The sequence below is a fragment of the Cryobacterium sp. TMS1-13-1 genome, assembly GCF_004403125.1.
Lineage (GTDB): Bacteria > Actinomycetota > Actinomycetes > Actinomycetales > Microbacteriaceae > Cryobacterium > Cryobacterium levicorallinum.
Map to the genome: position 1 here is coordinate 43,542 of NZ_SOGX01000018.1, position 19,079 is coordinate 62,620.

General features: G+C 60.2%; 16 protein-coding genes. 6 read left to right on the forward strand and 10 right to left on the reverse strand.

The features are described 5' to 3' along the window. Positions 1-183: 183 nt before the first annotated feature. The 6 genes from E3T31_RS15250 to E3T31_RS15275 form a co-directional block, all read right to left on the reverse strand. On the reverse strand, positions 184-2,394 hold the full coding sequence (locus E3T31_RS15250; protein ID WP_166788527.1) for a cell wall-binding repeat-containing protein: 2,211 nt from the start codon (positions 2,392-2,394) through the stop codon (positions 184-186). A 293-nt stretch (positions 2,395-2,687) separates the two neighbouring features. After that, positions 2,688-2,921, reverse strand: coding sequence for a hypothetical protein (locus E3T31_RS15255; protein WP_134469946.1), 234 nt, complete (start codon positions 2,919-2,921; stop codon positions 2,688-2,690). A 66-nt stretch (positions 2,922-2,987) separates the two neighbouring features. Further along, on the reverse strand, positions 2,988-3,785 hold the full coding sequence (locus tag E3T31_RS15260) for a hypothetical protein (protein ID WP_134469948.1): 798 nt from the start codon (positions 3,783-3,785) through the stop codon (positions 2,988-2,990). A 402-nt stretch (positions 3,786-4,187) separates the two neighbouring features. Next, on the reverse strand, positions 4,188-4,562 hold the full coding sequence (locus E3T31_RS15265) for a hypothetical protein (protein ID WP_134469950.1): 375 nt from the start codon (positions 4,560-4,562) through the stop codon (positions 4,188-4,190). Between the two features lie 254 nt (positions 4,563-4,816). Continuing rightward, positions 4,817-5,794 (reverse strand): glycosyltransferase family 2 protein, encoded by a 978-nt coding sequence (locus tag E3T31_RS15270; protein ID WP_134469952.1) that lies wholly within the window; start codon positions 5,792-5,794, stop codon positions 4,817-4,819. After that, the gene (locus E3T31_RS15275; RefSeq protein WP_134469954.1) at positions 5,794-6,963 is read right to left on the reverse strand and encodes a glycosyltransferase family 2 protein; all 1,170 of its coding nucleotides are present in this window, start codon (positions 6,961-6,963) and stop codon (positions 5,794-5,796) included. The genes E3T31_RS15270 and E3T31_RS15275 overlap by 1 nt, the downstream gene beginning before the upstream one ends. A gap of 93 nt (positions 6,964-7,056) precedes the next feature. On the opposite strand from E3T31_RS15275, the gene E3T31_RS15280 reads away from it, so the two are divergent. The 3 genes from E3T31_RS15280 to E3T31_RS15290 are packed head-to-tail and all read left to right on the forward strand — an operon-like array spanning position 7,057 to position 10,275. Next, complete coding sequence (locus E3T31_RS15280) at positions 7,057-8,001, forward strand: glycosyltransferase family 2 protein (protein ID WP_134469956.1); 945 nt, start codon at positions 7,057-7,059, stop codon at positions 7,999-8,001. Positions 8,002-8,020: 19 nt separating this feature from the next. Beyond that, the gene (locus E3T31_RS15285) at positions 8,021-9,178 is read left to right on the forward strand and encodes a hypothetical protein (protein WP_134469958.1); all 1,158 of its coding nucleotides are present in this window, start codon (positions 8,021-8,023) and stop codon (positions 9,176-9,178) included. Further along, a complete protein-coding gene (locus E3T31_RS15290; RefSeq protein WP_134469960.1) occupies positions 9,175-10,275 on the forward strand; it encodes a glycosyltransferase family 1 protein in 1,101 nt (366 codons plus the stop codon). The genes E3T31_RS15285 and E3T31_RS15290 overlap by 4 nt, the downstream gene beginning before the upstream one ends. On the opposite strand, the gene E3T31_RS15295 is transcribed toward E3T31_RS15290, so the two are convergent. Further along, positions 10,251-11,411, reverse strand: coding sequence for a glycosyltransferase (locus E3T31_RS15295; protein WP_166788528.1), 1,161 nt, complete (start codon positions 11,409-11,411; stop codon positions 10,251-10,253). The genes E3T31_RS15290 and E3T31_RS15295 overlap by 25 nt on opposite strands. Beyond that, positions 11,404-13,011: a DUF2142 domain-containing protein gene (locus E3T31_RS15300; RefSeq protein WP_134469964.1), complete on the reverse strand. Its 1,608-nt coding sequence runs from the start codon at positions 13,009-13,011 to the stop codon at positions 11,404-11,406. The genes E3T31_RS15295 and E3T31_RS15300 overlap by 8 nt, the downstream gene beginning before the upstream one ends. 374 nt (positions 13,012-13,385) lie before the next feature. On the opposite strand from E3T31_RS15300, the gene E3T31_RS15305 reads away from it, so the two are divergent. From E3T31_RS15305 to E3T31_RS15315, 3 genes are all read left to right on the forward strand, one after another. After that, a complete protein-coding gene (locus tag E3T31_RS15305; protein ID WP_134469966.1) occupies positions 13,386-14,105 on the forward strand; it encodes a glycosyltransferase family 2 protein in 720 nt (239 codons plus the stop codon). An 11-nt stretch (positions 14,106-14,116) separates the two neighbouring features. Beyond that, positions 14,117-14,500 carry a DUF2304 domain-containing protein gene (locus E3T31_RS15310; protein WP_134469968.1) on the forward strand — a complete coding sequence of 128 codons (384 nt, stop codon included), beginning with the start codon at positions 14,117-14,119 and terminating at the stop codon, positions 14,498-14,500. Between the two features lie 107 nt (positions 14,501-14,607). Continuing rightward, the gene (locus E3T31_RS15315) at positions 14,608-15,042 is read left to right on the forward strand and encodes a GtrA family protein (RefSeq protein WP_166788529.1); all 435 of its coding nucleotides are present in this window, start codon (positions 14,608-14,610) and stop codon (positions 15,040-15,042) included. 44 nt (positions 15,043-15,086) lie between these two features. Here E3T31_RS15315 and E3T31_RS15320 read toward each other — a convergent pair whose 3' ends face one another. Together E3T31_RS15320 and E3T31_RS15325 are read right to left on the reverse strand one after the other, a co-directional pair. Next, a complete protein-coding gene (locus E3T31_RS15320) occupies positions 15,087-16,451 on the reverse strand; it encodes a hypothetical protein (RefSeq protein ID WP_134469971.1) in 1,365 nt (454 codons plus the stop codon). Between the two features lie 57 nt (positions 16,452-16,508). Continuing rightward, complete coding sequence (locus E3T31_RS15325; RefSeq protein WP_134469973.1) at positions 16,509-18,998, reverse strand: glycosyltransferase; 2,490 nt, start codon at positions 18,996-18,998, stop codon at positions 16,509-16,511. Positions 18,999-19,079: the final 81 nt, after the last annotated feature.

A 19,079-nucleotide genomic window follows, 5' to 3' on the forward strand; every position in this document is an offset into this window, starting at 1 on the left:
CCACCACCTCGACATAGTGGCCGACGCCGCACAGCCGCAAACCACGCCCCCTCCGAGCGCGCACAACGCCACATCCTCATACCGGTTCCGACCGCTCAGCCAACCTCACAACGCACCACACTCGAGCAAAAAACACTCTAAAGACTCGCCGGGCCAGCTGAACCCACGTTATTCAGCAGGCTCCTAGCGCAGGAATCCGGCCAATTGCGCACTCACCGTGTCTGAGAGAACATTCACTCCACCCAAGATGACGATTCGCGCCGGGTTCAGACGCCGGAGTTCGGCCTGAATGACGGTTGGGATGCTGCTCGACTGCACGAGCAGCACCGGAGCATTCTGGGAACCGGCCACAGCCGCGCCTGAGAGAGCGTCGGGGAAGTTCAAGCCATTGACAACGTAGACGACGTCAACGTCAGCAGGAAAGCTCGACTGCGAGATGATCGCGGATGTATCAAAGCGATCAGCGCCCGACAGCCGGGTCACGCCACCAGTAGAGTACTCGACAAGTGCAGTCTCAACTTCCTCGGAAATTGCGGTCGTACCACCGAGAACCACGATGCGCTGTGGCTGTAATCGGTCAAGTTCGATTCCGATGTCGGCCGGAATGCTCGCGGCATTCACAAGCAGCACCGGCGAGTCAGCGGTTCCAGCGGCGGCCGCGCCCGAAAGCGCATCCGGAAAATTCAGACCATTGGCCACGTAGGCGACGGGCGCACCTGGCGCAAAACTTCTCGCAGAGATTGCGGCCGAGGTCGCGTATCGGTCGGCGCCCGAGAGCCGGGTCACCGTTCCTTCCGTGTACGAGTCGAGTGCACTCTCCACGGAGTTGGTAATCACAGCCGTGCCACCGAGCAAAACGATCCGCTGTGGCTTGAGCCGGAGGAGTTCGGACTGGATGGCTCCCGGGACGCTCGTGGCCTCCACGAGCAAAATAGGTGCATCCGCGGATCCGGCCACTGACGCGCCAGATAGTGCGTCGGGGAAGTTCAGACCGCTAGTAACGTAGGCCACGGCCACCCCTGGAGCGAAGTTGGCGCTGGAGATTGCTGCCGACGTTTCAAAGCGTCCAGCGCCGGCCAGACGTTCTACGGCCGCCGGCTGAGCCACGGTAATGGCCACGGTGGCGATGCCGCCTTGAATACTCTCGACCGCCACGGATACGCCGCGCGAGCCGGTAAACATCTGCTCACCGGCGATCATGTAGAGTTTGGTCTCATTCTCGCCGGGAATGGGCAGCAGGATCGACTCCCCGTTGGGCCGCTGGGTGAGAACACGCACACCCAGATTGACGCCCAGGGTATCGAGCCGCCCGCTGGCATAAAGCGAGGAAGCGTCGCTGCCCCCGCCGCCACGGTAGTCCACGTAGTAGATCGCTCCCGTGCCCGGGTCGGTGACGCGCAAAGCTCGCTGGCCACTGGTTCCCGTGGAAGCGAGTGTCGTGGTGACGTTGTAGCTCGCCCGACCGGAGGGAAGGGCGATGCTCCGCATCTCGCCGGAGGTCAGGGCGCTCAGGAGCCGCTTGTGCGTCACGTTGAGAGCCGTCGGTCGTTCATTCGTCTGCGAGCCCACCGACCAGGCCGCTCCCATCACGTCGTAGGCGTCGCCGTACTCTTCATCGGCACAGCCTTGGGGAGCCGAACCGGGAACGGTGAACTGACCCTCGGAGATAGACGGGTCGGTGCAGAAAAGGGTGTTCGAATGCTGCAATCCGAGATTGTGACCAAATTCGTGCGTGACGACGTCAAGGGCGTTGGGGCCAACGGACGTCCACACCAAACCGCCGTTCGCCGCACCAACGGCGGAATCGTTGCCGGTGCCAACGCTTCCCACACCGCCCTCGCCGCAACTGACCGGGGTGAGCACCAACAGGTGGCGAGACGACGTCGTCAGGTACGCGTTGAAGTTGCGGCCGAAGGCAGTGGCCGCTTCGTCCCAAGCATCGTATTGATCACTGCACGAGAATGCACTGGAATAACGGATGATGGCCGCGTCGCGCGTAAGCGAAACGACCTGGTTGTTGGACTCGACTTTCCAATAAGCGGCGGTCTGGCTCACGAGGGTGTCGACGTCCGAGTCCGAGATGAAACTCGTAGTTTCGGAGACATCGGACGGAACGACGACGGCCACATCGATGACATGATTCGCTTGCACGGATGCCGAAGCCGTGACCGCTTCGTCAACGGCGAAGCCCCGGGATTCGGGCGCTGGTGTCGCACCGAGCAACTCCGCCGAAGTGAACATGTCCTCGTTCAAGGACGTGGCAGTCGGTTCCGGGCTATCGGCCGTTCGCGGCGCGGCGGAGGCCGCGGTTCCGGCAAGGGCAAGCGCGAGGCTCAGAGTGGCGGCCACGGCGATGACGATGCGTCGTCGGTTGGCGAGCGTTTGGAAAGTCATGTTGCCGTCCCAGTCGTGAGGGGCTGGCCTCATCGCTTCAGAATATCAGCAGCAGCCCTCACCGTCCGCCCCAGAACGGGGCCATTGACCGCGCGACTGAAGCAAGCTGCGCGCGCGGTCATTGACGCCCGGGCTGGGGCGGACGGTGAGCGAGACCCCACGCAGGCTGGGCCGGTTGAGCCGGGCGAGCTGCGTCGGCAAATGTAGCTCCCAGGGGCTGCATGGGAACGTCTCTTAGGAACAAGGGCGGTACGTTGGCTCACCGATGGCATTGCGTGCTGACTACGGAAAAGTCAGACCGGCTGCACCAAATCGCGCAGCGCGTCTTGCAAGCCCAGCCCGAACCGTGAGTAGTCGCCGGCTCGCCAACAAAGCACGATAGGCCCCACCCGAAGCAGACGCGAGGCCGGCAGCGTGCTGCGCCGCGTCTCGTGCGCCAGCTTCGCGTCGATCAGCGCCAACACCAAAGCGGATGCCGCTGGCTCGAATCCCGACGCCCGTTGCTGCAGCGCCTCTGCTCGCGCCAACAACCGCGCGTTCCGCCTTTCGACGTCAGTGAGTGCGTCTGCTCATTTGCTCGGTGGCGGACGTGACTAGGAGGGGAAACGTCCCACCGCACGTTCAGCAATGCTGATAAGCAGTGCCTGCACGTCATGCTCGGTGCCAACCATTTCTTGCTCAGCACTGAACTGAACCCAATTGCCGGCAATTACTGTATCCAGAGTGCAGAACCCGGAATACACGTGGCACCCAAAGGTGGCGCGGTCAATACCCCCTATTGTCTCGGTCACTGCGCGAACGGTGTCACCTGCTGTCATCAAACGAGCGGACCGGTCAAAAGCCCATTCCCCACCGGGCAGCGCAGTGACCAAAAGGGGCCAGGTCTGTCCCGTGCTTTCAGGAGCCCACACACATCGCTCACCCCCGACGATCGTCCAGCCCGCATCGTCGATGCCCCACCCCTCGCCGTCGCCATCCCCGCTAATCAATATTTCGTCTGCGGTGCTAAATGCAGCGCGAAAGTCATCAGCGGTGGCGTATATCGAGCAGTCAGTCGGCAGCTCGCCGGTCGAGGCCGGAGCAACCCATAACGGTTCAGGTGCGGGCGCCCCCGTCACCGTATTGACAATGTCCGTGATCAGTGGCGCTGCAAGCTCTGCAACGGCTTCGTTGCTCGCACTCGGATCCGAGTTCAATGCGCGCACATAGGCGTCAATCCAATTCGCTCCGGCGAGGATGTTCGCGGTACAGGTGAAATATTCACCGAAATTGAAGCAGTCAACGTAGGAGGCGTCACCGTACGTGGAATATCCCTCCGACATGGCCACGGCAGTCGTCGCTGCGTACGTCTGCCACTGCGCTGTTGCCTCGGGCAGCACCTTGACACTCACATAAGTCTTTGCCGCGACTTCGCCACTCGCCAAGCAGGAGACTCCGCCTGACTCGTTCACGGCATAGGCCAATGGCGTTGCCAATTGCGGTCGGACCATAAGGGCCGATACAGCTGCATTGGTGCCGAGTAGACTCCCCACCAGCGCAGAAGGCAACAGGTCGTCACACGACAGACCCAATCGTGAGGTTGGCAGAGATACTGGAACGGAACTGTCGGCCGAGGATGGTTCGTTCGAAGGATCGGCTTGATCGACAGCCGCGGGCCCAGGCGCACACCCCGTCAACACAAATGACGTCGCAATTACGGCCAGAATGCTTAGTTTTCTCACTGTTTCCCCCAAATATTTTCGATAGACGCTCGCCGATTCCCACTGGAGAGGCGAAGAGTGCACGACAAGGCTCTAGGAGCCTGCGAGCGCGGGAACCCATTGGGTCAAGGCCGGGTAGCTGACATAGAAGAGGTTTCCGTCGCGATAGACAAAACCGCCATCGATGTAGTTCGGGTCGGTGTCTGGTTCGTTGAAGTAGCCTGCAACGGGTGTAGCCACTTCGATAAAACCGGTCTCGACTAGTTCAGCTTTTTTTGATTGCCATGCCCCGCCAGTCATTGCGAGTTCCCCAAAGAGGACAACAGCGTCGCCTTGACCCTGCCATGCGCAAGCTATGCCACCGCCATCCGCCATGAACTGAATATCCGTGCGCCAGCCCTGATAGTCGCGCAGCGCCAGACCTGAGCCGCCGAAATCCGAGTAAGCATCAGCCGTCAAGGCGGTCATGCACGATGGCGCCTCGGTAATAGCCTCGGGCGTTTGAGCGGTCGCAGTCGGTATCGAAGTTGGCGTTGCTGAGACCATCGGCGGTTCGCTCGTTGCCAGCTCTGGCGATGTCGCTGAACAACTCGTCAGCAGCAGCCCCCCTACCAAAACTGTTCCGATTCGAACGGAAATACGTCTTTCTGTCTGTCTCCCCATACACCAATGGTACTGACCCCGCTCAATCTCACTCTCCAAACTGCCGAGCCCGACCAGAATCAGACCGGCTGCACCAAATCACGCAGCACGTCCTGCAGTCCCAGCCCGAACCGGGAGTAGTCTCCTTCTCGCCAACCACGAACGACCGGACCCACGCGCAATAGGGGGTTTGCGGGCAGCGCGCTTCGTCGCTTTTCGTGCGCGAGCTTCGCGTCGATCAGCGCCAACACCGAGGCGGATACCGCCGGCTCAAACCCCGAAGCTCGTTGCTGCAGCGCCTCGGCCCGCGCCAACAGCCGAGCGTTCCGTGACGTGCGCGGCGCCCGCAGCCGGCCGAGCTTGCCCGAGGCATCCAAGCTTGTCACGCCGATCTGGTTGCCGCCATGCTGTCGATAGTCGGTGAGCGGCTCGTCGAGCAGGTCGACGAGGCCGGTCGCGGCGGCGACCATGGCCACCCACTCGTCATGCACCCAGGCGGCGGGAAAGGGTCGTGATCGTTTGACCAGGTCGGCCCGAACCATCATGGTTGCGCCGGTCACGATGTTGCGGCGCAGGTAGGCATCAATGGCATGCCCATTGTGCACAGCTGCTCGGTCGGCATCCGACACACCCAAGGTTTTCAGTAGCGAGAAGCCGAGGGGCGTGCCGACACTGTCCACAAGTCGTGCGTCGGCATGGAGCATCTGTAGTTCGTGTCGGCGCGTGAACTCGGCCACCATGCGCTCCAGCCGCTCGGGCCACCAGACGTCGTCTTGGTCAGAGAGTGCGATGAGATCGCCTGAGCAGGCGGCAAGCGCCTGCTCGAAGTTCGCCGTTACGCCCAGCGCGGTGTTGTTTTTCAGCACCACGAAGTTGACGGCTGGCGACGCTGCCGCCACGACTCGCTGCACGACGGCCAGCGTCTCGTCAGTCGACCCGTCGTCGGAGACGACGATCTCATCGGGGCACAATGTCTGCCCCAGAATGCTGAGCAGCTGCTCCTCGAGATAGGCGGCACCGTTATAAGTGCACAACGCGACAGCGACGCGCACTGCCATTAGCTGCGCTTCACGCCAACCGACAGCACTCCGAGGAACATGCCGGCCATAATGGTTTGGGCTCCGAGCATCATGAGCAGCGCGGCAGGGATGGCCGCGCGCAGCGTTGCGCCTGCTTCGAGAGGGCCAAAGTTGTTCGAGGCCCAACCAATGAGCTGAGCAACGGCCACGCCGAGGCCTATGAGAAAGAGCAGAAGGCCAACGATGGCGCCACTCTCAAGGCTGATGCGTTTCTGCAGGCGGTCGAAATTCCGGCTGCGCGGAATACGAAAGCCCTCTTGCTGCGCATAGATCTTGGTGAGAATCGCAAACAGCACTGACTGGTAGCCGACCACGGTGAGCGCCGCCAGATAGAGCTGGCTGGAGTATGTGAACCCGACACGGCCGACGACAACAGGACCGAAGCTCAGCAGCATGACGCCCACAAAGCCCAGCACGAAGGCAGCAGCGCCGGGGATCAAGAACAACCAGCGCGGGCTGAAGATAAGCAGAAAACGCAGGTGGCGCCATCCATCGCGCCAGCTGCGCAGGTGCGGCGGCCGGCTGCGGCCGTCTTTTGCCAGGGTGGTCGGCACTTCGCTCACGCGTGAGCCGCCGAGGGTGGATTTGACGACCATCTCACTGGCGAACTCCATGCCGGTGGTCTGCAGGTGCAGATCGAGCATTGACTGGCGATTGAAACCGCGCAGGCCGCAGTGAAAGTCCTTGATCGGTGAGCGAAAGAGCATGCGCCCGACCCAGGACAGCACAGGGTTGCCGAGGTACTTGTGCAGCGGGGGCATGGCTCCGGGCTCGATGCCGCCACGAAAGCGGTTGCCCATGACGAGCTCGTCGCCGGCGCGCAGGCATTCGACGAAACCGTCGAGGCTGCTGAAGTCATAGCTGTCATCGGCGTCGCCCATGATCACGTACGTGCCGCGGGCGTGCTCAATGCCGCCATTGAGAGCGCTGCCGTAACCCTTCTCAGCAATGGCGACTACACGAGCGCCGAGCGACTCCGCGATCTGCTGCGACCCGTCGGTGCTGCCGTTGTCGGCAATCAATACTTCACCCACCACACCACTGCGCTCGAGATAGCCGAGGGCCTTGTTGACGCACACCGCCAGCGTCTCAGCTTCATTCAGACACGGCATAAGGATGGTGAGTTCAATCGGCTCTGCGATACTCATATTATTGATGGTTCGTCCTTACATTGCTGTGACAGAGTGCGGGGCAAGCTTACCTGTACCTGAGTTCACCAGCCCAAGGAGGGCCGTTCACGCTTGTTACCGACCATTGATGTCGTCGTACCTGTGTATGGAAACTGGGACATCACTCGTGACTGTCTGGAGCACCTACGCCGACAGACGCTAGAGCACACCGTCATCGTGGTCGACGATGCGGGCCCCGATGACACCGTCGCTCGGCTGCATGCAGATTACCCCGAGGTCACGGTCATCGCCCTCCCTAAGAACGGCGGTTTCGCGGCCGCATGCAATTCGGGCATTCGTCGGGGAACCGGCGAGATCGTCGTACTGGTCAACAACGATGTTCAAGCCGACCCGACCATGCTCGAATACCTGGCGGCGCCGTTCGCCACCAACTCCACATTAGGAAGCGCGGCCCCCCTTCTCTTCGCGCCAAATGGCACCATCGATGCAGTCGGCCTATGCGCCGATCCAACGCTGGCGGGTTTTCTCCGGTACCACGGAGCGACCCTCGATGACCTTGAACACGATACTTTCCCCCTCCTTGGCCCATATGGTGCGGTGGCCGCATATCGGAGAAGTGCGCTTGATGACGTTGGCCTGCTCGACGAGGGAATCTATATGTACGGTGAAGAACTCGACCTCGCTCTTCGACTCAGTGCCGGAGGGTGGGCAACGACCGCGGCCCTCGACTCGCGCGGAGTTCACCTTGGTGGGGCAACATCAGGGCGCGGGTCTAGCCGCCAACGCCAGCGGGCCGGATTCGGTCGGGGCTATATACTCAGCGCGTACGGGATATTTCGTGGTCGACAGGCTTTTCGAGCGGCGGTTACTGAGATCATCGTCTGTGGGGGCGATCTCGTGCTCTCTCGGGATCTCGCATCGACGATCGGCCGGATTGCTGGCCTACGAGCAGGCTTCAAGGCCACAAAACGTCCGTCAGTGGTGCCCGGCATCGACGCCGACCTCAAATTCATGACGTCCCTGCGCTTGCGCGTCGGTGACTACAAATCGCGCTAACCCAACGATGCCTACCCACATGACACCGCCCTCAGCCCCCAACAGGCTCAAGAGTGCAGCTCTGTCCGCCGTCACACTGGCCGGTGGGGTCTCACTGGCCGTGATTCCTGCCGCGACGCTGTCTATTTCATCGCGGGTGTTCACCCTCGCCGAGAACGGAGTGATCGCGGTAGCGATCATGGTGGCCACGTTTGTCGGACAGCTCACCTTTGCTGCGGTGGTGGAGTCGCGCCTAAGTTCGCACACGACGGAACGACGAGTCACGTTTCCCCTCTGGCTGGCCGCGCTCTCCCTCGTCGCTGTGGCAGTTCTCATTGTCAACCACACGAACGTGGTCGCCCTCTGTATCGGGCTTCCCATCCTGGTTGCCGCGTTGGAAGTCGGTCGGGGGGTATCGGTCGCGGAGCGCCTTGATCGACGAGAGATTTGGGCCTCCATCGCTGTGGGCGGCGGAGCCCTGGCGGGCGTCCTGGCGGCGTTCTCCGGTGCGCTCTGGGCGCTCGTCCCCCTTCTCGCGGGAATATTCGTGGCAACAGCGGTCAGATGCCTGCCGGTTTATCACCGGGCGAGCAGACCACATGCATCCGCGATGGTCTGGGTCGTCGCCGATGTGGGCATAACCGGAATCGTCTTCCCCCTGATCAACACGTTGATTCTCTTCGTGCTCGGCCCCATCGGCGCCGTACTTTTCACCGCAATTTCTACAGTTTCGGGGTTACTGGCCATCCCGATCAATTTTCTGCGCCTCCGATTGTTGAAGGAACACTCACGGCTAGATCTGTGGGTTTCCGTTGGGTCACTGATCATCGCCGTCGTTGCCCTGCTCATCTTCGAGTTCGCGGGATTCTTCTCCCTACTCTTCGGGAACGCTTGGTCGATGGAAGCCACGCTGGTGCCGCTCGTCGTCGCCTGCACGTGGCGTGCCGCCTCGATAGCACCGACGCTCCCGTTCACTGCCCTACGACGCATGGGATTCGCGCGTCGGGTGACCATCCTTCGCGCCGGTGCATCACTCATCGCCTTCGCGCTGGCCAGCGTCGCGTTACTCACCCTCAATATCGTCTGGATCTTCGCGGCGCTCCTGCTCGCTGAGCTGTTCTCCGGCCTGATTTACGAAATTGCCCGCCGACGAGCGGTGCTCGCAGCAGCGACGCCACCAAGCGAGGTCACTTCGTGACCGACCCGCTCATTCTCGTCGACCTGCTGTTCTTCACCGGCAAGAAGGGCGGCATGGAATCGTACGTTCGCGAGATTTACAGTCGAATGCCGCGTGAAAGCGCTGGTGTTCGTTTCATCGCCCTCGCGTCGAGCGAACTCGCCGCCGGCGACACCTCTTGGTTTCCCGGCGACGTGATCGATTCCGGTATCAGCGGTGAAAACCGCGTGGCCTGGGCCCGTGGTGAATTGCTCAGCGTTGCAGGTTTTGCGCACCGCCGCCGAGCCTCCCTTATTCACTGCCCGGCAAACCTCGGACCTTTCTTTACACGCATTCCCGTTGTACTGACGATTCACGACCTGCTGCCCTTCCGGCACCCGGAATACGTCCCCGGTGCCTATTCGCTCATCCTTCGCACCCTCATCCGCTTAGGTGCACGCGCTGCGCGCCGCGTGCTGACGATCAGCGACGCCACCCGCACCGATATTCGGCGCTACCTGCGCATCAAACGCACCGCCGTCGATGTCATCCCTCTGGCCGGCGAAACGCGCAGCACAATCGCGACGCCAACCACGATTCGCCGCACCGACCAGTTGTTGGCCGTCGGCAACCGGATGCCGCACAAAAACTTCTCGACGCTTCTCACTGCCCTCGCACTCCTTCCCGAGCACACACGACCTCATCTGGTGATCACCGGCAGCCACGGCGACGACCCGCTGACTCCACTCGTGGCCGAACTCGGGCTGAAAAATTGGGTATCGCTGCAGGGCTGGCTCGCCCCGGAGCAACTCGATTCGATGTATGCAGAGTCGACTCTGTTCGTATTCCCGACATTCTTCGAGGGCTTCGGACTCCCCGTTCTCGAAGCAATGGCACACGGCTGTCCGGTGCTGTGCTCCAACATTCCCGTGCTGCACGAAGTCGCCGGCGATGCGGCCATTTACGTTGATTCTCACGATGCCGCACGGCTCGCCGACAGCATCAGCGCGCTGCTCTCGGCCCCAGAGGAATTGGCGAGCCTGACATCAGCCGGGCTCGCTCGGGCCGCTGAGTTCACTTGGGATCAAACGGCGCAGCGGACTCTCACGTCGTTTCAGCGGGTCTTGGCCGACCGGTAGGCCTGCAGAATCTGATCGAGCGACCGGGTGAGACCGCCCGTCGTGCGTTCCCGCTCAAACCACTCTTGAGTGGACTTTCGTAATGGCTCACCAGCAGTCACGACAGCGACTACGGCGGCAGCGAGTTCGGAGGGTTTCACTGACGCTGCGACGGATCCGTTGACGCCGTTGCACACGAGCTCGGCGGCCGCATTATCGGGGCCGGCCACAACCACACATGGGGTCGCGACAGCAGCTGCCTCGGCGATGACCAAACCGAATCCCTCGCGCCGTGACGGGTTGACGAGCGCCCGGGCACCGGCCAGCAAGGTGTGTAATTCTGCATCGCTGACTCGGCCAGCGAGAGTCACGGCGTCGTCGAGTCCTAACTCAGTGATGCCCGCGGCTACAGCAGCCGTTTCCGGCCCGGAACCGACTATGACGAGGCGAAGCTTGCCGATCCGCTTTCGCGCCTCGCTCATGGCGGGCAGCAGGTCGATGAGTCGCTTGTCAGCGATGTGGCGACCGATGAAAATCAGGTAGGGCTCGTCGCTTCGTTCAGTCGACGAGTCGGCTGCGACCCCGACCAGGTCGATCAGCCCCAGCGTGACCGGAGTGGCCCTCCGCTGGTAGCTGCGAATGCGCGAGCCGGTGAAGTCGCTGTTGACGGTGTGCAGGTTCCCCAGACGAATTGCAAGGAACTGCAGCAAAGCGGCGACGGTGCCCATGAGCGCGCCCGAATACCTGCGCCACTGCCGCCAGCCCCACACTTCAAGCCAGTCGGTCACGACAAATGTCCCGCTCCCGGCCAAAGCCAGTTGCACTGCGAAGACATTGAGCACGGGCAAGGCACTGACGATGACAAGGTCGTAATTTTCGCGGCGCGCCCGAAAATGACGATAAAGGGCCAACGCAAACTTCACGGCGCTGACCGGTGTGCGTGTGCCCGAGCTGTCGTAGATTTCCCCGCGCCACACCGGAACGATAGCAAAACTTGCCTCAGGGGCAGGCCCCTCCCACTGGGTCCGAGTCACATAGTCAACGTCGCTGCCACGTTCCCGAAGAAGCTCGGCAATGCGCCGGTACACCCGTTCGCCGCCCCCCGAGTTGATTGGAAAGAAGCAGTCGTAGGCGATCGCGACGCGTGGTTCAGCCACGAAGGGAAGATTCACGGGACGGATCCGGCACCGCGCCGGTCGAGGGTTCCACCAAGTCAGCTGCATCCTCGAGTCGTGCAGCACGCGAAGCCATCCACCCGGCCCCGACGACGAAAACAATCGACACCAGCGCGTAGAGCGCGACCAAGGTTGGCCAACCCAAGGGCGGTTGCCACGCTGGATTCTTCCACATCTCGCTGATCGGCGAACCACTGCCGACGACATAACGCCACATAACAACGACGAAGGCCAGCAACCCATAGCAGGCGATCATCCCTGCGCTAATCCACGTGAGCCGTGTCGACAGGAACGCAACGCGACTACCCCCCTTGGTGGACAGCACCCAGGCGGCTAAAACAGTCACGCCAAGATAAAGGAAGAGCCCGTATCGTCCCTGCCAGATAATCCCCGTCTGGCTCACGCTGTAGCCCTGCACCAAGGCCGGCACAAAGATCGCCGCAGCCACCATCACTGCGATCGTGACCAAACCACGCCGTCTGGAAGCGGTGAATGCGAGAACGACCAGAATTCCAAGCGGTATGACAAACAGCCAATACGCGGCGGTCGGCAGTGGAGCATCAAACCAGCCAAAGTAGCCGATGGCCTGCTGGATAAACCCGGGGGTGGTGCGCAACACGTGCACAAAACCTTGCACGAACGGGGCACCCACCAAGGGTGCATCAGATTTATCGGCCTGGCTCGAGAGACTGCCGCCACTCAGCGTCCACACGATTGAGAAGATTCCCCCCGCCGCGACAACGCCGAGCGGAACATACGAGCGAGCGGTGGAGAAGAGCGACTTGACGGGACTCCAGCCAGTTGCGATGAAGCAGATTCCGACGACGACGATCAGCCACAGTGGTCCCGTCGCTCGCGCTGTGGCAAGGGTCACCGAAGCAATGGCAACGATCATCCACAGATACCAGCGCGGCAGCACGGACACGTCTGCAACCACTTTTCGCGAGTCGAAGTGTTCGAGCAGACGAGGGAGAGCAGTCCAAAGTGCGACCGCTGAAGCAATCTCGATGCCATTGGGGTTCACCGAGCCGAAGAAGTAGACGACCATCGGGGCCGCGACAAATGCCAGGCCCAAAGGCATCCACCGCGACCTGCGCACCGACACGGCCGCTTGCACACCCCACGCGATGAACACAGCGGCCAACAGGCCACTCGCAATACGCATCCCGTAGATGCCAGCTGCCCCGTCGAGTATCAGGCTCGGCCATCCGACCGCGTAGTAGTACAGAGGATTGTACGCACCGACCCAGGTATTGAACCAGTCAGTTCCTCCCGCATCACCGAGCTCAACACCACAGTTTGCTGGCTGATCAGGGTGATAGGCGAAACAGAGGATGTGAGGCGCGTACGAATACCCCTCAGGGAGGTCGACGACCGTGTGTTTGATACCCGGAACGTGGTAACCGATTACTTGCCCATGAACCTGGGCGATGGCCTTTGTAGCGTGCGCATTCTCGTCTGGCACTGAAAAGATCGGGCTGGCGAGTGACCACAAAGTAGAGAGTGCAGCCAAGATGAGAAATGCGACCCAAAATGTTGAGCGTGAATTGCCTCCAGTTACCTTGCCGATTGGCTGCTTCATCGTTCGTGGCACCTGTGCGTCGCTCCAGACATTTTCGCCAGGACTAACGCCTAGTCAAACCCAGAATACCTTCCAGAAGTTACGACAGGCGTTGTGGGCCGAAGTGAGCCAAATCACGTGCGTGATCAAGCCCCGGCGCCGATCAAGCTCGAAGCCGATTGAGAATGGTTTCGACCACAATATCGAAGGCTGTTCTCTCTTCTGTGCTTACAGGACCCCGCCTTGGCCGGAGGCGGCATACCCTCCGCCACTCCTCGACGGTCGGCCACGCCCGTTATTGAAGGGGAGTTCAGCTGGAACGGGCTGCGCCGGCGTCACTCACGCGCCCATCGTGTAACAAGTACCTCCGACAAGTCTTGACTAGAATTGGGACCATGCCAGCGCTCCACGAAGTCCTCATTGTGATGCCAGCGTTCAATGAAGAAGAAGCGGTCGGAAATGTAGTCACGGAAGTCCTGACCGTTTTGCCGGGTGTGCATTGTCTAGTTGTCAGCGACGGTTCCACAGATTCAACCGCAGCTGTCGCGCACTGTGCTGGCGCCACGGTTCTGACGCTACCGTTTAATCTAGGCGTCGGCGGAGCTATGAGGCTCGGTTTCAAATACGCGTTGAACAATGGATTCGAGTATGTCGTCCAGCTTGACTCTGATGGCCAGCACGACCCGAGTTGCGTCCCTGACCTGATTTCTCAGTTAGAAGTCGCAGATATCGTTATTGGAGCACGGTTTGCTGGTGCCGGTGACTATTCTGTGCGAGGTCCGCGCAAGTGGGCCATGAAGTTCCTGTCGAGCATGATCAGCCGAATTGCCAAGACGCCACTCACTGACGTGACTTCCGGCTTCAAAGCAGCCGGTCCGCGAGCCGTGCGACTGTTTTCAACTCACTACCCCGCTGAATACTTGGGCGACACGATTGAGTCTCTGGTGCTTGCCTCCCGCGCAGGATACTCGGTCGTTCAGGTCCCAGTGGCCATGCGTCCTCGAGCCGGTGGTATTCCGTCACATAATCCTGTGAAGTCCGCAATCTACCTCGCGCGCGCGGCCATGGCCCTCGTCATTGCCCTCTGGCGCACACCGATCACGCCCAAAGGCTAGGAACAATCTCCATGAATCCCGTTTCCTACGCTTTCGCCATTGCAGCGGCCGCGATCGCGTTACTCGCCGTCATCGAGATGCTCCGTCGCCAGCGATTCCGTGAGCGCCACGCGTTCTGGTGGCTCTTGGCTGCGATTCTTTCATTGGTGATCAGCATCTTTCCTGTCACGCTGGAATGGGCCGCGTCTGTCGTTGGTGTTGAAGTGCCGAGCAACCTTGCCTTTTTTGCGAGCATCATCATCCTGTTTTTTGTGACCGTCCAACACAGTTCAGAGCTCACGACTCTCGAAGAGAAAACACGGGTGCTCGCGGAGCACACCGCGCTGATCGAGGAACGGCTCTCCGCCGTCACGGAACGACTCGATTCTGACGCGTGCGGACAAAAACTGACATGAAAACTGAGATTTGTGCGCTCCAGATCGAGACCGGGGCTTAAGCTTCAACAATGCTTACCTCCAGCTCACAGAGGCCCTCCAAGACTCCTCCGGCGGGTTCAATGCTCATGAGCGTGTTCCGTCACAGCGCGTTCCGTTACCTGCTCATCGGGGGCGCAACCTTCCTTATTGACCTCGGGCTCCTGGCGATGCTCCATCAGGTTCTCGACTGGCCGCTGTGGCTCGCCACTGGCACTGCATTCCTGGCAACCTTCGTGTTCAATTACTCGCTCCAGCGAACCTTTTCATTCAGCTCGCGGGCGGCGCATGGGAATACGCTCGCCAAATATCTCACCCTGCTGGCTTTCAATACCGGTGCAACAATTTTGATCGTCTGGTTGATTGATCAGACGGGGTGGGGCTGGGGAATTGGGAAGGTTGCAGCCACGGTGGCCACTACTACTTGGAATTACTTTGTCTTCCGATACTGGGTCTTCGCGCCCGGGCCGAGGGCCGCCGCACAGGCACCCAACTCTGACGAGACACAGGCGCAAACTCGCTGAGTGATGTTTGCGGGGACCAGCCTCTGCCGGCTAGATCTTCATTGTCACGCTGCGCCGGTAATGGCCAATGAGACTACAAACGCGGCACCGCCCGAGATCGCGACTAAGTTAGCCAACCACCGCTTCCGCGAGAAGAGCAAGGCCGCACAGCACACAAACATCGGTACCAACGCTAGCCCGTAGCGTGACGGCAGCGAGAAGTAGAATCCGCTTGTCGCGAGGTTCGCCACGGCCAAGGCCGGCCCAGCCACAAGCGAAACCACGAGTGTTCCGACCGCAAGGGAAAAGCCCCACGACCGCCTATCTCCCGAGGCGATCAGACCGAGCACGCCTGCTACAGCGATGATGGCAAAGATACTCGCTACGATCACCCCGTTCACACCAAGCGATTGCGGTGCCGTCGCACCGTTTACGGCATTCGGGAAGAACTTGAACATTTCTGCAATTAGGGCACGAAAGCCGATCTGCTCAGAAACGAGTTGGTCCGGGGCCGGTCCAACCGCAATCACAGAACGGATGATTGTCCAAACCGCCTGCACGAATATTCCGGCAGCGACAGCACTAAGGGCAACAACTGTTCTTTTGTCCTTGAATGCCCGAAGAAGTCTCTCCTTGACCCGAAGTTCTGACCTTCCGAACCACTCCACCCCGGCGCAGACGACGAGGCTCAACGCAACGGCAGCGACGGCGGTGAGGTTTTGAAGTTTGAACAGCGTCACAATTGCGGAAGCACTGATGAGGAGCCAGCCGAACCGTAGGGTCTGCATGAATACGATGGCGAGATATAGCATGAGCGCGCCCGCGGGTAGAGCCGTAGCATCCGTACTGACAAACGTGTGGGACCAGTAAGAGGGAAGCGATCCCGCGAGAAGGAGACCGAGCCCTAAACCGACCCAACGTGAAATTCCGATTCGCCGCAAAGCAGCAAACATGAAAACCAGTGCAAACGCCAGCCAGATGGAACCAGCATATCGCCCGGCCTGGGCGAGATCCTGCACTCCGGCCCATTGAATAGGCTGGACCATCAACCAGGTGGTGCCGAAGTAGAGGGGCGTGTACAGGTCTGCAGAAGTAACTCCGCCAAACGGGTATTGGGAATCCTCGTCGAAGTTCGGGCCGAAGCACAACGCAGGTTGCGGCTCGGTGTACATCGACACACCGTGGCACGCAAAGTACTCACGCGCGTAGTCACCTGTTTCCTCGCCGCGTTCCACCACACCTTCGGTGCTAACTTTGGCTAGGTAATCAATGTAGACAAATTCATCAATTGGTGAGATCTGTTGGTGCTGAGGCACATGAACCAGCCCGACGACGAGACTTGCCAGTACCAGTCCGAGACAAATTAGCCAGTCCGCGACCGAGAAGCGGTGAGTTCCGGTCTCCGTGGTGCTGGCAGCCGTTAAGGTCATCGAGGAATTCCCATAATTTCGTTGGTGAAAGATTTACTTGTGGCGGAGCAACCGCTGTTAGCGCTTTCGGCCTAAGCGGTTACGCACCTTGCGCATCGCGAGAGGCAACCCGCCGTTTCGCAGATAGAAGACGACCAAACCCAGGTCGTGTCGCAAGCCGTGCTTCTTGACGCGCCGACGCGGGCGGACGGTCATACTCTCACCGGTAGTGCCAGCCCGCCCGCCCGCCAGCCGGTCGGGCGCATGATGTGCGCTCTCCACAAAGGAGACGAGTGGCTCAAGGGTATTCCGCCAGAAGAAGTCCTCGCGAACTCGATGAATGTTCGCCTTGACCTCGGCAATGAACACCTCATCGAACAGCACGCGTTCCAGCGCATCCGCAAGCTGCGCCTCGTCCCCGGCATCTACAACGATTCCCAGTTTCTCGACCTCAACGAGCTCGGCAAAATAGTCACCTTTTGTGAGTACCATCGGTAATTCGGCCCAGAGATAGTCGAGCACTCGCGTTCTAAAAGAAAAAGTCGTTTCAACGTGCGAGAAGTGTGTGCTTACGCCGGCATCAGATTCGGTGAGATAGTTCTGCCGATCCGCATAATCGACCCACGACGCGTTGAAGAACACATTTTTGTCGAGTACACCCAACTCTGAAGAGAGCTGACGAGATTCCGCGACTATCGCCATTTCCGGCACGCCCGGATGCGGATGCTTCGTTCCTTGGAAGAACAGCCGCACGTTCGGACGTTTCTCGGCCAGGCGCGTCACAGCACGAATGAGCGTTTTAGGGTCAAACCAGTTGTAGAGTCCGCCGCTCCACAACAGCACTTTGTCCTCAGCCCCGATCCCCGCAACGACTGATTTCAGGACATTCCGGACGTGCTTCGGTGGAGTTTCGTCCAGCCCGAACGGTACGACGTCAATGAGTCCGTTCAAATCGGGGTCCGAAGCGTAATTCGCCGGGTTGACGCGACCGAGCGCGGCGAGTTGGCCTAAGTAAAAATGGCGCTGGCGCTCTGATGCACAGAGAAAGAAGTCCCCACGAAGCAATTGCTCGTTCAAAATGTCCGTCGCATCAGCAACTTGTTTGTCCCACAACGGTTGCGCAAGCCCCCGCCCCTGTTCCAGCTGTTCCAGGTGCATCGGGTCATAAATGTCGGCGATGACAATTTTCTTAGTACGACGAAGAGCATCAAAAACGGCCATGGCATGGCCTTGGAAGATAATGACGTCGGCCCAGCTTTCAAGCTTGGCAAAGGCCCGATTGTCCCCAGCCGGAACATGAACGATGTCGAATGGTGCGCTCAAGGGCTCCGCGCCCGACAACGTCACCAGAGTGACCGTGCTCGTTTTGGACAGCGCCAGGGCAATATTCCATGCACGAATAGCGGGGCCGGCCATCTTCGAGCCGATGGGGTCACCGGTGACAAGCAGCACCCGCGTCGACGACGGGGCCTCCGTCACATCGAATGCCGTCACGATACTCTCGTATCCCGCAAGGTAGTAATCGTTTTGAAATGAGGGGGCGTCGGTGAGCCCGAAGAGTCGCCACAGGCGACTGTCCGAAACAAGCCGGCTGTTCTGAACGAGGTCCCTGGACTTTTTGAGTCCTGGCAGCGCCTCCACAAATTGATCAATCGCGAACAGCGACGCGGCCGACTCCTTCGACACGGTCATCTCTGACTCACCGTCCTGGCTCTTCTTTCGAATGTCTAGAGCTGTGGAATCCAAGTGCCCCTTCGCTACCCCACGGCGTACCGACAGCGCCATAGCGGCCGGAAGCGCCTCCGCGAGCGACTCGGCACCGAGATTCTTATATAGGGCAAACAGTGCGTTTCGTTCCAACAGGTACGTTTCTTTGAAGGATCCGAAACTGGACATCGATGCGTGGTGTTTGTGGAATGCAATGGACTTAGGTTCATAGACATATCGCCAGCCCCGAAGGTTTAGCCGCCAGCCCAGGTCGACGTCTTCAAAGAACATGAAGAACCGCTCATCGAATCCCTCGAGTTCTTCGAAAACGGAGCGACGAACGAACATTGCGGATCCCGTGCCGAAAAGCACATCGTGTGCAGGGATCTCCCGTGCCGGCAGAGGCTCTGCGGTTAAGGGTTTGTAGCCCATTCCGAACCAGGTCAAGGCGGCGCCGACGAAGTCAACGCTATTACCATCCCAATCTACGACCTTGCTTGCAACCGCCCCGATCGCGGGCGATTGAGCGAACTGTGACATGGCAGCACGAATCCACGCACGATCCGGCTTCGCATCGTTGTTGAGGAAGGCGAGGAACTCACCGGTACTGCGGGCGACGCCGAGATTACATCCCCCAGCGAATCCCACATTTGTCGGAGAGACGACGATTCGCACCGTTGGGTGCGCAGCGCGCAGGAGCGCCTCGCTCTCATCACCAGATGCATTCTCCACGACGATAATTTCAAGCTGTGAGTTGGGCCAGTCGACACCGTTCAGGTGATTGATCGCTTCGATTGTGTCGTTAACTCCCTTGAAATTCACGAGGATAACTGACACGACGCCCGGTCGCAGCTTCGGCATGGATGCCCCTTCAATGGTCGGATAGTGCTCGGCGAGTCTAGCAATTGCCGCGAAGAGAGCCTTCACATGGGCAGGGCGAGG

Bases quoted from the DNA above. Each gene is read 5' to 3' on its own strand.
- E3T31_RS15250 (WP_166788527.1), bottom strand. From the start codon at position 2,394: ATGACTTTCCAAACGCTCGCCAACCGACGACGCATCGTCATCGCCGTG.
- E3T31_RS15265 (WP_134469950.1), bottom strand. From the start codon at position 4,562: ATGACCGCCTTGACGGCTGATGCTTACTCGGATTTCGGCGGCTCAGGT.
- E3T31_RS15270 (WP_134469952.1), bottom strand. From the start codon at position 5,794: ATGGCAGTGCGCGTCGCTGTCGCGTTGTGCACTTATAACGGTGCCGCC.
- E3T31_RS15275 (WP_134469954.1), bottom strand. From the start codon at position 6,963: ATGAGTATCGCAGAGCCGATTGAACTCACCATCCTTATGCCGTGTCTG.
- E3T31_RS15285 (WP_134469958.1), top strand. From the start codon at position 8,021: ATGACACCGCCCTCAGCCCCCAACAGGCTCAAGAGTGCAGCTCTGTCC.
- E3T31_RS15300 (WP_134469964.1), bottom strand. From the start codon at position 13,011: ATGAAGCAGCCAATCGGCAAGGTAACTGGAGGCAATTCACGCTCAACA.
- E3T31_RS15305 (WP_134469966.1), top strand. From the start codon at position 13,386: ATGCCAGCGCTCCACGAAGTCCTCATTGTGATGCCAGCGTTCAATGAA.
- E3T31_RS15310 (WP_134469968.1), top strand. From the start codon at position 14,117: ATGAATCCCGTTTCCTACGCTTTCGCCATTGCAGCGGCCGCGATCGCG.
- E3T31_RS15315 (WP_166788529.1), top strand. From the start codon at position 14,608: ATGAGCGTGTTCCGTCACAGCGCGTTCCGTTACCTGCTCATCGGGGGC.
- E3T31_RS15320 (WP_134469971.1), bottom strand. From the start codon at position 16,451: ATGACCTTAACGGCTGCCAGCACCACGGAGACCGGAACTCACCGCTTC.
- E3T31_RS15325 (WP_134469973.1), bottom strand. From the start codon at position 18,998: ATGCCGAAGCTGCGACCGGGCGTCGTGTCAGTTATCCTCGTGAATTTC.